This window comes from Pseudomonas sp. GW456-E7, assembly GCF_059424105.1.
Genome location: NZ_JBWKZB010000006.1, coordinates 56,564 through 68,115 on the forward strand (window position 1 = coordinate 56,564; position 11,552 = coordinate 68,115).

The 11,552-nt window shown below is 59.2% G+C and carries 11 protein-coding genes; 7 read left to right on the forward strand and 4 right to left on the reverse strand.

The window, feature by feature from the left end:
* Nucleotides 1–19 precede the first annotated feature (19 nt).
* A complete protein-coding gene (locus tag AC07YV_RS06425) occupies nucleotides 20–1,714 on the reverse strand; it encodes a lactate permease LctP family transporter (protein ID WP_102698884.1) in 1,695 nt (564 codons plus the stop codon).
* Between the two features lie 260 nt (nucleotides 1,715–1,974).
* Here AC07YV_RS06425 and AC07YV_RS06430 point away from each other — a divergent pair, with 260 nt between their 5' ends.
* Nucleotides 1,975–2,742 carry a GntR family transcriptional regulator gene (locus AC07YV_RS06430; RefSeq protein WP_102698883.1) on the forward strand — a complete coding sequence of 256 codons (768 nt, stop codon included), beginning with the start codon at nucleotides 1,975–1,977 and terminating at the stop codon, nucleotides 2,740–2,742.
* A 116-nt stretch (nucleotides 2,743–2,858) separates the two neighbouring features.
* Here AC07YV_RS06430 and smpB read toward each other — a convergent pair whose 3' ends face one another.
* The gene (gene smpB / locus AC07YV_RS06435) at nucleotides 2,859–3,341 is read right to left on the reverse strand and encodes an SsrA-binding protein SmpB (RefSeq protein WP_007933497.1); all 483 of its coding nucleotides are present in this window, start codon (nucleotides 3,339–3,341) and stop codon (nucleotides 2,859–2,861) included.
* Nucleotides 3,342–3,459: 118 nt separating this feature from the next.
* Here smpB and AC07YV_RS06440 point away from each other — a divergent pair, with 118 nt between their 5' ends.
* Genes AC07YV_RS06440 through AC07YV_RS06450 form a run of 3 tightly spaced genes read left to right on the forward strand, consistent with a single transcriptional unit; the run spans nucleotide 3,460 to nucleotide 5,612 of the window.
* Complete coding sequence (locus tag AC07YV_RS06440) at nucleotides 3,460–4,863, forward strand: sodium-dependent transporter (protein WP_102698882.1); 1,404 nt, start codon at nucleotides 3,460–3,462, stop codon at nucleotides 4,861–4,863.
* Nucleotides 4,864–4,870: 7 nt separating this feature from the next.
* Entirely contained in the window at nucleotides 4,871–5,305 is a 435-nt protein-coding gene (locus AC07YV_RS06445; RefSeq protein ID WP_046038689.1) for a type II toxin-antitoxin system RatA family toxin, read from the forward strand.
* Complete coding sequence (locus AC07YV_RS06450) at nucleotides 5,298–5,612, forward strand: RnfH family protein (protein ID WP_102698881.1); 315 nt, start codon at nucleotides 5,298–5,300, stop codon at nucleotides 5,610–5,612. Before AC07YV_RS06445 ends, AC07YV_RS06450 begins: the two co-directional genes overlap by 8 nt.
* A 61-nt stretch (nucleotides 5,613–5,673) precedes the next feature.
* Here AC07YV_RS06450 and AC07YV_RS06455 read toward each other — a convergent pair whose 3' ends face one another.
* The gene (locus AC07YV_RS06455; protein WP_057716485.1) at nucleotides 5,674–6,201 is read right to left on the reverse strand and encodes an outer membrane protein assembly factor BamE; all 528 of its coding nucleotides are present in this window, start codon (nucleotides 6,199–6,201) and stop codon (nucleotides 5,674–5,676) included.
* Between the two features lie 97 nt (nucleotides 6,202–6,298).
* Here AC07YV_RS06455 and fur point away from each other — a divergent pair, with 97 nt between their 5' ends.
* The gene (gene fur / locus AC07YV_RS06460; RefSeq protein WP_003197684.1) at nucleotides 6,299–6,703 is read left to right on the forward strand and encodes a ferric iron uptake transcriptional regulator; all 405 of its coding nucleotides are present in this window, start codon (nucleotides 6,299–6,301) and stop codon (nucleotides 6,701–6,703) included.
* A gap of 188 nt (nucleotides 6,704–6,891) precedes the next feature.
* Here fur and recN read toward each other — a convergent pair whose 3' ends face one another.
* Nucleotides 6,892–8,565: a DNA repair protein RecN gene (gene recN, locus AC07YV_RS06465; RefSeq protein ID WP_102698880.1), complete on the reverse strand. Its 1,674-nt coding sequence runs from the start codon at nucleotides 8,563–8,565 to the stop codon at nucleotides 6,892–6,894.
* Between the two features lie 240 nt (nucleotides 8,566–8,805).
* Here recN and grpE point away from each other — a divergent pair, with 240 nt between their 5' ends.
* Together grpE and dnaK are read left to right on the forward strand one after the other, a co-directional pair.
* On the forward strand, nucleotides 8,806–9,372 hold the full coding sequence (gene grpE / locus AC07YV_RS06470) for a nucleotide exchange factor GrpE (RefSeq protein WP_007973134.1): 567 nt from the start codon (nucleotides 8,806–8,808) through the stop codon (nucleotides 9,370–9,372).
* A gap of 102 nt (nucleotides 9,373–9,474) precedes the next feature.
* Nucleotides 9,475–11,391 (forward strand): molecular chaperone DnaK, encoded by a 1,917-nt coding sequence (gene dnaK / locus AC07YV_RS06475; RefSeq protein ID WP_102698879.1) that lies wholly within the window; start codon nucleotides 9,475–9,477, stop codon nucleotides 11,389–11,391.
* Nucleotides 11,392–11,552 lie beyond the last annotated feature (161 nt).

Below are 11,552 nucleotides of genomic sequence, written 5' to 3' on the forward strand. Positions count from 1 at the left end.
ACCGTTTTGCTTGTAGTCCTTAGTGCACCAGCATGCCGGTGAACCAGTAGGCCTGAGCCAGGGTGATCAAGCCGACAATCGTTGCAAAGAATAGGCTGTGCTTGAGGGTGAAGCGGAACAGATCCGATTCCTTGCCCACCAGGCCGGTTGCGGCGCAGGCCACGGCGATCGATTGTGGCGAGATCATCTTGCCGGTCACGCCGCCGCTGGTGTTCGCTGCCACCAGTAATGTGTCGTTGACACCGATCTGGTGCGCGGTGGTCGCTTGCAGCGAACTGAACAGGGCGTTGGACGAAGTATCGGAGCCGGTGAGGAACACGCCCAGCCAGCCGAGGAACGGCGAGAAGAACGGGAAGGCTGCACCGGTGCCTGCCAACACCAAGGCCATGGTCGAGGACATGCCCGAGTAGTTGGTGACGAAGGCGAACGCCAGCACCATGCCGATGGACAGGATCGGCCAGCGCAGTTCGTAGAAGGTCTCTTTCAAAGTGGTCAGACCAATTTTGAGGTTGATCTTCAATACCAGCATCGAGATCAGCGCCGAGAAGAAAATCGCTGTGCCGGTGGCGGAAATCGGGTCCAGTTTGAACACTGCCGGAATAGCCGTTGGCGTTGCCACGATCGGCGCGACCTTGATCACCATCTGGTCCAGGTGCGGAATGGCGAAGTTGAACACGAAGCTGTACATCGAACCGCCGGCGGCGAACATCGCCTTGAACGGCTTCAGGGTCCAGAGGGTGACCAGTACGGTCAGGATCAGGAACGGCGACCAGGCCTTGAAGATTTCCCCAAGGCTGTAGGGCGAAGCCACGGTTGTGCGCTTCTGGCCAAAACCACCGACACTGGCGCTCACCACGGAGGCCGAGACAGCGCCGACGATGTGCTGGCCGGCGGCGCGTTTTGGTTGCCAGACTTTCAGGAACAGGGTCAGGGAAATCAGGCTGGCCAGGGCCGAGGTGATGTCCGGCAGTTCCGGGCCGATGAAATTCGAGGTGAAGTACTGGGTCACGGCAAAGCTCAAGCCGGCCACCAGCGCTGCAGGCCAGGTTTCCCGCACGCCGCGCAGGCCGTCCATCATGAACACCAGCCAGAACGGCACGAACAGCGACAGCAGCGGCAGTTGGCGGCCGGTCATGGCGCCGATCTTGAAGGCGTCGATACCGGTCACTTGCCCGGCCACGATGATCGGAATGCCCAGGGCGCCGAAGGCCACTGGTGCGGTGTTGGCGATCAGGCACAAGCCAGCGGCGTACAACGGGTTGAAGCCCAGTCCTACAAGGAGTGCGGCGGTAATCGCCACCGGCGCGCCGAAACCGGCGGCACCTTCCAGGAATGCACCGAAGCAGAAGCCGATCAGCAGCACCTGCAAGCGTTGGTCATCGGTGATCGACAGGACCGAACTGCGAATGACTTCAAACTGGCCGCTCTTGACCGTCAGCTTGTAGAGGAACACCGCTGCCACGATGATCCAGGCAATCGGCCACAGGCCATAGGCGAAGCCATACCCGGCGGCGGCGAGCGCCATATCGACCGGCATCTGGAAAGCGAAGATCGCCACCAGGATCGACAGCGCCAGGGTGATGCTGCCGGCCACGTGCCCTTTGAGGCGGAACACGGCCAGGGCCAGGAAGAAAAACACAATGGGGATGACGGCTGCGAGTGCGGACAGGCCGAGGCTGCCGAGCGGGGTATAGAGCTGTTGCCAGGTTTGCATATGGGGTGGCCCCTAATTGTTGTTGGTCAGGCACTGATAGCGTTCTTGGATAATTGGTAAGACCAATTTACAATCGCTGTTGGCTAGGGTAAAAGCCTTGTAGGCGGTGTGTCAATTTGCCGCCCTAAAACTTTTGTCGAATGCAAAGTGCGCAGGTCGTCCGTCTGGTATGACCAAATGCGCTGTGGCAGGTGCTGGCGCGGCGCCGATAGGCCAGAATAGAGCCCCGGCGAGCCGTCGGGTCGTGGAGAAATCGAGTTATGGGGTTTGATCAGATTCGTCAGCGCCGTTTGTCTGACGATATTGTCGAGCAGCTTGAGGGCATGATCCTCGAGGGCACGCTGAAGGCCGGAGAGCGCTTGCCGGCCGAGCGCACGTTGGCCGAACAATTTGGCGTGTCCCGCCCTTCGTTGCGTGAAGCCATTCAGAAGCTGACCGCCAAGGGGCTGCTGGTCAGTCGCCAGGGCGGCGGCAACTATGTGGTGGAATCACTGGGTACCACCTTCAGTGATCCTCTGTTGCATCTGCTGGAAAGCAACCCCGAGGCGCAGCGCGATCTGCTCGAGTTTCGCCATACGCTGGAAGCGTCCTGCGCCTACTACGCTGCGTTGCGCGCCACTGATGTGGATCGCGAGCGGCTGACCGCGGCATTCAACACGTTGCAGGACTGCTATTCGCGTCACGAAGAGGTGAGCCGTGCCGAAGAGGGGGCCGCGGACGCAAGTTTTCACCTGGCGATCGCCGAGGCCAGCCACAATGCCGTGCTGCTGCATACCATTCGCGGGCTGTTCGACTTGCTCAAGCGCAACGTGGTGACCAACATTGGTGGCATGTACAAGCAGCGCACTGAAACCCGCGACATGCTGATCACGCAGCATCGGGAGTTGTACCAGGCGATTATCGAAGGGCGGGCGGAGCAGGCGCGGGAAGTTTCCAGTCGGCACATTCTGTATGTGCAGGAGGTGCTCGAAGAAGTGCGTCAGGAAGTGCAGCGCGTGGCCCGGGCGGAGCGGCGCAAGGGGATGTGACCTTTTGAAGCAAAAGATCGCAGCCTGCGGCAGCTCCTACATTGGAATGCGTTCCCTGTAGGAGCTGCCGAAGGCTGCGATCTTTTCGCTGACGCGGCGAAACTCAGGCAGAAAAATCAGTCTTCCTTGCCCTTGTTGCGCACCGCACGCTGCAACTCGCGACCTGCGTCGCGTTCGCGCTCGGTATCACGCTTGTCGTATTCCTTCTTGCCCTTGCCCAGGGCGATCTCGCACTTAACCATGTGCTTGCTCCAGTACCAGGACAGGCACACGCAGGCGTAACCCTTTTGCTGCACCGCAGCGGCCAGCTTTTCCAGCTCGCGCCGGTTGAGCAGCAACTTGCGGGTGCGCACCGGGTCAGCGATGACGTGGGTGCTGGCGGTCGTCAGGGGCGTAATGTGGCTGCCGAGCAGCCAGGCTTCGCCATCCTTGAGCAGGACATAACTGTCAACCAGTTGCAGCTTGCTTGCCCGCAGACTTTTTACTTCCCAGCCGGCCAGGACCAGACCAGCCTCGAACTTGTGCTCGATGAAGTAATCGTGTCGCGCCTTTTTATTTTGCGCGATGGTCCCTGTTGGGTGTTTCTTCTGTTTAGCCATAGGGGCGGCATTATAGGGAGTTACAACAGAGTCGGCTACGGGGTTGCTACGTGCTTGAGCAGGTTGATTGAATCCCGGACAATGCGGCCTCTTTTTTGAACGCTTGGGCGTGATAACGATGTCGACAGACAAGGTTTCTGTCCACGGCAGTTGGGCTAGCCGCTGGGTCTTCATACTCGCCGCGACCGGTTCGGCCGTGGGGCTGGGTAGTATCTGGAAATTCCCGTACATGGTCGGCGTCTATGGCGGCGGTGCCTTCGTGCTGATGTTCCTGGCCTGCATCGCGCTGATTGGCGTGCCGGTCATGCTGGCCGAAACGTTGATCGGCCGGCGTGCACGGCAGAGCCCGGCCAACGCCTTGAAGACGCTGGCGGTCGAGGCGGGGCACTCGGGCAAATGGTCCTGGGGCGCATTTGCCGGAATGATCACGGCGTTGCTGATCCTGTCGTTCTACAGTGTGGTGGGCGGCTGGTCGCTGGATTACATCATCGACATGGGGCGTGGCGACTTTCAGGGTGTGACCGCGGATCAGGTGGGGGCTTACTTCGGCAATGTCATTGCCGATCCTTGGCGCCTGACACTTTGGCACACGATTTTCATGCTGCTGTCAGCGGTGGTGATCGCAAAGGGTGTGGTCGCCGGGCTTGAGCGCAGTTTGCGCATCATGATGCCGTTGTTGTTCGTGATGGTCCTGGTGCTGCTGGGCTACAGCATGACCACCGGTCATTTCATGGAGGGCGTGCATTTCATGTTCGACTTCCACCCCGAAAAGGTCCTGGACGGTTTGTTGCCCGCGATGGGGCATGCGTTCTTTTCCCTGAGCGTGGGCGTCGGCTCGATCATGATCTATGGCGCCTACATGCCGAAGAGCTCGTCGATATCGGGGACTGTCGTTGGTGTGGCGCTGCTCGACACCTTCGTTTCCCTGGTGGCCGGCCTGGCATTGTTTCCGATTGTTTTCGCGGCGGGCCTGAACCCGAGCGAAGGGCCGGGGCTGATGTTCGTCAGCCTGCCGTTTGCCTTCGGCAACGTGGCGTTCGGGCAATTGATGGGGGTGGTGTTCTTCGTGCTGGTGGCGGTCGCTGCCTGGAGTTCGGCGATTTCCCTGCTTGAACCGATGGTGGCCTATCTGGTCGAGCGCACTAAAGTGAGTCGTGCCTGGGTCACCTTCTGGCTGGCTTTCAGCTGCTGGTTTGTCGGTTTGGGTACGGTGTTTTCCTTCAATATCTGGAAGGAGGCCAAGTTCTTCGTGAACGAAGGCGGGGTGTTCCACCTCTACCAATGGGGAGCAACCGGTGGTCTCGACTTCTTTGGCGTGATCGATTTCTTCACCTCGCGACTCATGTTGCCGCTTGGCGGTTTGTGTTTCGTGGTGTTTGCGGGCTGGATCATGGGGCGTGAAGCGGTGCGCGACGAGTTGTCGATCCGCAACCCGGCGCTGTTTGGTCTGTCCTTGTTCTTGATGCGCTATGTGGCGCCGATCGGCATCCTCGTAGTGTTTGCCGCCCAGCTGTGGAAGTGACGCTGACATGACGACACACATTTCACGTTCGGCCTTGCTGCCGTACCCGGCTCAAGCGCTGTATGACCTGGTCAACGACGTGGCGCGCTACCCGGAGTTTCTGCCGTGGTGCTCTTCGGCCGAAGTCCTGGAGAGCTCCCCTGAGCATATGCGGGCGAGCGTTGGGGTGGCCAAGGGCGGCCTCAGCCAGCATTTCGTCACGCGCAACACCCTGGTTCCTGGGCAGTCCATCGAAATGAACCTCGAAGAGGGCCCGTTCACCCAATTGCATGGCATCTGGGTATTCAAGGCGCTGACCGACAAAGCCTGCAAGATCAGTCTCGATTTGTCGTTCGATTACGCCGGGCCGCTGGTTCGTGCCACCTTGGGGCCGCTGTTCAATCAGGCGGCCAACACCTTGGTGGATGCGTTCTGCCAGCGCGCCAAGCAGATACATGGTTGAGGTCATGATTGAAATCGAGGTGGTCTACGCGGCGGTAGACCGTCAGGTGCTGCTGACAGTGGTCGTGCCTGCCGGAACATCCGTGCGTGCGGCCTTGCTCAGGTCAGCCGTGGCCAAAGAGTTTCCGGAGCTGGATCTGACCCATTGCCCTGTGGGGATCTTCGGCAAGGTGGTAGCTGACCCGGAGAGTCGGGCAGTCCAGGCCGGGGATCGTATCGAGATCTACCGCCCGTTGTTGGCCGACCCGAAAGAGGTGCGCCGACTGCGCGCGGCAAAAGCTGCCGAGGCCAAAGCCCGGAATCAGTGAGTGGCTTGAACGCCAGGCAATAAAAAGCCCGGACATGCCGGGCTTTTTATTGCGTCGCAAATTATTGCGGCGAGGTGTCCAGTGGTTCCGGCGTTGGGACCGGAACGGTTTCTACGCCGTCGACGTCCTTCTGGATCTGGTCCAGCAGCGAACCTGGCTTGACCGGTTTTTCCGGTTTCGGCTTCTCGACGTTTTCTGCCGGGGCAGCCACTGTCGTGCCGCTGTCCTTGCCGAGAATGGCCTCGTCACGGCTCACGCCTGGCATGAAATCACCAGAGAGGCTGACAAGCTGATCATTTGGGTTGAAGATAACGCTGATGCGTTCCTGTTGGCGTTCACCGCCACCCGGTTGCAGGCTGTACAGATAATCCCAGCGATCGGCATGGAACGTGTCAGTCAGCAGAGGGTTGCCCATGATAAACCGTACTTGCTTGCGGGTCATTCCCGGGCGTAACTGGTCTATCATGTCCTGCGTGACGACATTGCCCTGCTGGATGTCGATTTTGTAAACCCCGGGGAATGAACAACCGGCGAGTGCGAGCAGTCCCACAAAGGTGAAACTGGTTAGCAAGAGCTTGGTGTTTTGCATCGGTGGGCGACTTCCACTATCTTGGCTGGGACAACGTAAACGCCGATCATACCCGCATTAAGAGAAGCTGCGAAGCAGCATCGCGAGAAAGCTGACCATGGTTGAAAATAGCGAACTACGCAAAGCCGGCCTCAAAGTGACCCTGCCACGGGTCAAAATTCTGCAAATGCTCGACTCCGCCGAGCAACGCCACATGAGTGCCGAGGATGTCTACAAGGCCCTTATGGAGGCTGGTGAGGACGTCGGTCTGGCCACGGTTTACCGTGTTCTGACCCAGTTCGAGGCAGCTGGCCTTGTGGTGCGGCACAACTTCGACGGAGGCCACGCGGTCTTCGAACTGGACGACGGGAAGCATCACGACCATATGGTCAACGTCGAAACCAGCGAAGTGATCGAATTCTTCGACGAAGAAATCGAGCGGCTTCAGAAAGCAATCGTCGACAAGTATGGCTTCGAGATGGTTGATCACAATCTGGTGCTGTACGTGCGCAAGAAAAAGTAAGCATGTCGCGCGAACCTCGGTTCGCGAAACGAGCGAAGGCGACCCCAGGGTCGCCTTCGTGCTTTCTGCTGTGCTGGTTTACACCTGGTTCCTGTAGGAGCTGCCGCAGGCTGCGATCTTTTGATCTGTGCTTTTAGAAAGGGCAAAGTCAAAAGATCGCAGCCTGCGGCAACTCCTACAGGGTTCGCTTAGATTTTTGCGGTGACGACCATTTTCTTGGCGTGAGCCAGGGACTCCTTGGTGAGATCGATGCCGCCCAGCATTCGTGCGACTTCTTCGACGCGGTCGTTTTTGCTCAGTTTGGAAACCGCCGTGCGGGTGGCATCTTCGCCGCGCACTTTATGCACAAATAGATGCTGATGGCCCTGAGCTGCCACTTGCGGCAAGTGGGTCACGGTCAGCACCTGCCCACGTTCGCCGAGTCTGCGCAGCAACTGGCCGACGATTTCTGCGGTCGGGCCGCCAATGCCGACGTCGACTTCATCGAACACCAGGGTCGGTACACGGGAGGTTTGTGCGGTGATCACCTGAATCGCCAGGCTGATCCGCGACAGTTCGCCGCCGGACGCCACTTTCGCCAGGGCCTTCAGTGGCTGGCCGGGGTTGGCGCTGACCAGCAGTTCTACCTGTTCGAGCCCGTTTGGCAGCAGTTCGTTGCCGCTGTTCGGACGCAGTTCGATGGTGAAGCGGCCACCGGGCATGCCCAGTCGCTGGATTTCCTGCTCCACCGCGCTGGCCAGGCTGTTCGAGGCTTGATGCCTTAGATCGCTCAGTTCCCGGGCCTTTTCCTGGTAGTGCCGGGCATAGGACGACAGCTCATCGCTCAGGCGCTCGATGGATTCGTCGTTGGCGTTCAGGGTTTCGATTTCATCCAGCAGTTTCTGCTGCATCTCGGCCACTTCAGTTGGCTGGATGCGGTGTTTGCGCGCCAGGGTGTAGATCGCATCGAGGCGTTCTTCCAGGTATTGAAGGCGCGATGGATCGGCGTCGAAATTGTCGAGGAAACGGTTCAGTTCGCCCACGGCCTCTTCAACCTGGATTTGTGCGCTGGTCAGCAAACTGCTGGCTTCGCCCAGGGCGCCGATCGAGCTGTTCACGCTCGACAGGCGGTTGAGGCTGGCGGTGAGGGCGTTGAGGACATTTCCGGAATCACTTTCGCTGCATTGTTCGACGACTTGCCGGCAAATGCCCAGCAGGGTTTCGGCGTTGGTCAGGTTCTTGTGTTCCTGTTCCAGCTGCTCCAGCTCATTGTCACCGAGGCCAAGGTTTTCCAGCTCTTCGAGTTGATAGCTGAGCAACTGATGGCGGGCGCGTTGCTCGTCGCCGGAGTTGGAGAGCCGCTCCAGTTCCTGGCGGGTCTGGCGCCAGCGTTGGGCGGCCAGTTGAACCTGGCGGGCCAGATCCGTCGCGCCGGCATATTCATCGAGCAGGCGACGGTGGGTATCGGTCTTGAGCAGGGATTGGTGTTCGTGCTGGCTGTGAATGTCGATCAGCAGTTCGCCCAGCGCCTTGAGGTCGCCAAGCGGGCAGGGCGTGCCGTTGATGTAGCCGCGCGAGCGACCTTCGGATGTGATCACCCGGCGCAGGATGCACGGGCCGTCGTTTTCGAGGTCGCGTTCGGCCAGCCAGGCGCTGGCTTCCGGGATGTCGGCCAGATCGAAGGTAGCCAGGATATCGGCCTTGTCGGCGCCGGGGCGGACCACGCCGCTGTCGGCACGATCACCCAGGGTCAGGCCCAGCGCGTCGAGCATGATCGACTTGCCCGCGCCGGTTTCCCCAGTGATCACGCTCATCCCGCGATCGAGTTCGAGATCGAGATGTTCAACGATGGCGTAGTTATGTACGGACAGGTGCACCAGCATATGGGCCGCTCCCAGGTGTTAGGTCTGGTTATTTATACAGTGTTTTGTTTCTGGCTGACAATGCCCTCCGTTAGCTCGATTCGATCGGTCCGACCAATCCCTTATCGCGAGCCGGCATGACAATGCGATTGTTTTTTGTAGGGTTAATCATCGGCGCCCCTTGAAGCCGGATTTTGCGGCCCCATATAGCTGGGCAGAAGCGCGAGTTGAGCTCGCGGACGATATTGAAAGGAGAAATCTATGGCTGACGAACAGACAGTGGATACGCAAAACCCAGACGCCAACCAGGCGCCCGAGGCTTCGGGTGAAGACCTGGCGGCTCGTGTACAAGTGCTCGAAGAGCAACTGGCAGGCGCTCAGGATCAGGCTTTGCGTGTAGCCGCCGATCTGCAGAACGTCCGCCGTCGCGCCGAGCAGGATGTGGAGAAGGCTCACAAGTTCGCGCTGGAAAAATTCGCCGGCGACCTGCTGCCGATCGTCGATAGCCTGGAGCGCGGCCTGGAGCTGTCCAGCCCGGACGACGAAAGCATCCGTCCGATGCGCGAAGGCATCGAGCTGACCCTGAAAATGTTCCACGACACTCTCAAGCGTTATCAGCTTGAAGCGATCGACCCGCATGGCGAACCGTTCAATGCAGTTCACCATCAGGCAATGGCCATGCAGGAAAGCGCCGATGTGGAGCCGAACAGCGTTCTGAAGGTGTTCCAGAAGGGCTATCAGCTCAATGGTCGCCTGCTGCGCCCGGCGATGGTCGTGGTCAGCAAGGCGCCTGCGCCGGTTTCGCCTTCGATTGACGAGCAGGCTTGAAATCCGCCGCAAGGCCCCCATTTATAAGTCAAGCGTTTAAGTGCTACCGCAGTTAGCCACCACTGCTGCGGCAACAAAATCCAAAGTTTCGGGAGAGTGAACATGGGCAAAATTATCGGTATCGACCTGGGGACTACCAACTCCTGCGTCTCCGTGCTGGAAAACGGCAAGGCAAAAGTTATTGAAAACGCTGAAGGCGCGCGTACCACGCCGTCGATCATCGCTTACGCCAACGATGGCGAAATCCTGGTTGGCCAGTCGGCCAAGCGTCAGGCTGTGACCAATCCGCACAACACCCTGTACGCGGTGAAGCGTCTGATCGGTCGTCGTTTCGACGAAGAAGTCGTGCAGAAAGACATCCAGATGGTCCCTTACAAGATCGTCAAGGCTGACAACAACGACGCCTGGGTTGAAGTGAACGGCCAGAAAATGGCACCGCCACAGATCTCGGCTGAAATCCTGAAGAAAATGAAGAAAACCGCCGAAGATTACCTCGGCGAGACCGTGACTGAAGCGGTGATCACCGTTCCGGCCTACTTCAACGACAGCCAGCGCCAGGCGACCAAAGACGCCGGCCGCATCGCCGGTCTGGACGTAAAACGTATCATCAACGAACCGACCGCCGCTGCTCTGGCTTACGGTATGGACAAGGCCAAGGGCGATCACACCGTGATCGTTTACGACCTGGGCGGCGGTACTTTCGACGTTTCCGTGATCGAGATCGCTGAAGTCGATGGCGAGCACCAGTTCGAAGTACTGGCCACCAACGGTGACACGTTCCTGGGCGGTGAAGACTTTGACATTCGTCTGATCGACTACCTCGTCGACGAATTCAAGAAAGAAAGCGGCATGAACCTCAAGGGTGACCCGCTGGCCATGCAGCGCCTGAAAGAAGCCGCTGAAAAAGCCAAGATCGAACTGTCCTCGAGCCAGTCGACCGACGTGAACCTGCCGTACATCACTGCAGACGCCACCGGTCCTAAGCACCTGAACGTGAAGATCTCCCGCGCCAAGCTGGAAGCATTGGTGGAAGACCTGGTTCAGCGCACCATCGAACCTTGCCGCATCGCAATGAAAGATGCCGGTATCGACGTTGGCGCGATCAACGACGTGATCCTGGTGGGCGGTCAGACCCGTATGCCACTGGTTCAGAAGCTGGTCACCGAGTTCTTCGGCAAAGAAGCGCGTAAAGACGTCAACCCGGACGAAGCGGTTGCCATGGGTGCTGCCATCCAGGGCGCGGTACTGGCCGGTGACGTGAAAGACGTTCTGCTGCTCGACGTCAGCCCGCTGACCCTGGGTATCGAAACCATGGGTGGCGTGATGACCGCGCTGATCGAGAAAAACACCACGATTCCTACCAAGAAGTCGCAAGTGTTCTCGACCGCCGACGACAACCAGGGCGCAGTGACCATTCACGTGCTGCAGGGCGAGCGTAAGCAAGCTGCTCAGAACAAGTCCCTGGGTAAGTTCGACCTGGCCGACATTCCACCGGCTCCACGTGGTGTGCCGCAGATCGAAGTGACCTTCGACATCGACGCCAACGGCATCCTGCACGTCGGTGCGAAGGACAAGGCTACCGGCAAGACTCAGTCGATCGTGATCAAGGCCAACTCCGGTCTGTCCGACGAGGAAATCGAGCGCATGGTGCGTGATGCCGAGGCGAACGCCGAGGAAGACCGCAAGTTCGAAGAGCTGGCCGCTGCCCGTAACCAGGGCGACGCACTGGTTCACTCGACGCGCAAAATGGTTGCTGACGCGGGCGACAAGGTCACCGCTGAAGAGAAGACCGCGATCGAAGCCGCCGTGGTTGCCCTGGAAGCCGCCGTCAAAGGCGACGACAAGGCTGCTATCGACGCCAAGGTTGAAGAGCTGTCGAAAGTCTCCGCTCCAGTGGCGCAGAAGATGTACGCCGAACAGGCTCAGCCTGCTGAAGGCGCTGCACCGCAGGGCGAATCGGCTGAGAAGGCTGACGACGTTGTCGATGCCGAGTTCGAAGAAGTCAAAGACCACAAGTAAGTTGTTGGTCGGCCGGTTGACTGCCTTTAGGCGGTGACTGGTAGGATGTCGCCGCGCGGGAGCTTGCTCCCGCGTTGGCGTATCTGGAATACGCGAATTTTTACAGTATGCGACAGCGCTCGCGTACTGCTGGCATGGCCGGGAATGCTCCTGCTTTCCGA

What these genes read in the sequence shown, in the direction of transcription:
- fur (WP_003197684.1), top strand. Translation starts at nt 6,299, where the DNA reads ATGGTTGAAAATAGCGAACTACGCAAAGCCGGCCTCAAAGTGACCCTG.
- grpE (WP_007973134.1), top strand. Translation starts at nt 8,806, where the DNA reads ATGGCTGACGAACAGACAGTGGATACGCAAAACCCAGACGCCAACCAG.
- AC07YV_RS06455 (WP_057716485.1), bottom strand. Translation starts at nt 6,201, where the DNA reads ATGCAAAACACCAAGCTCTTGCTAACCAGTTTCACCTTTGTGGGACTG.
- AC07YV_RS06430 (WP_102698883.1), top strand. Translation starts at nt 1,975, where the DNA reads ATGGGGTTTGATCAGATTCGTCAGCGCCGTTTGTCTGACGATATTGTC.
- AC07YV_RS06440 (WP_102698882.1), top strand. Translation starts at nt 3,460, where the DNA reads ATGTCGACAGACAAGGTTTCTGTCCACGGCAGTTGGGCTAGCCGCTGG.
- AC07YV_RS06445 (WP_046038689.1), top strand. Translation starts at nt 4,871, where the DNA reads ATGACGACACACATTTCACGTTCGGCCTTGCTGCCGTACCCGGCTCAA.
- AC07YV_RS06425 (WP_102698884.1), bottom strand. Translation starts at nt 1,714, where the DNA reads ATGCAAACCTGGCAACAGCTCTATACCCCGCTCGGCAGCCTCGGCCTG.
- smpB (WP_007933497.1), bottom strand. Translation starts at nt 3,341, where the DNA reads ATGGCTAAACAGAAGAAACACCCAACAGGGACCATCGCGCAAAATAAA.
- recN (WP_102698880.1), bottom strand. Translation starts at nt 8,565, where the DNA reads ATGCTGGTGCACCTGTCCGTACATAACTACGCCATCGTTGAACATCTC.
- AC07YV_RS06450 (WP_102698881.1), top strand. Translation starts at nt 5,298, where the DNA reads ATGGTTGAGGTCATGATTGAAATCGAGGTGGTCTACGCGGCGGTAGAC.
- dnaK (WP_102698879.1), top strand. Translation starts at nt 9,475, where the DNA reads ATGGGCAAAATTATCGGTATCGACCTGGGGACTACCAACTCCTGCGTC.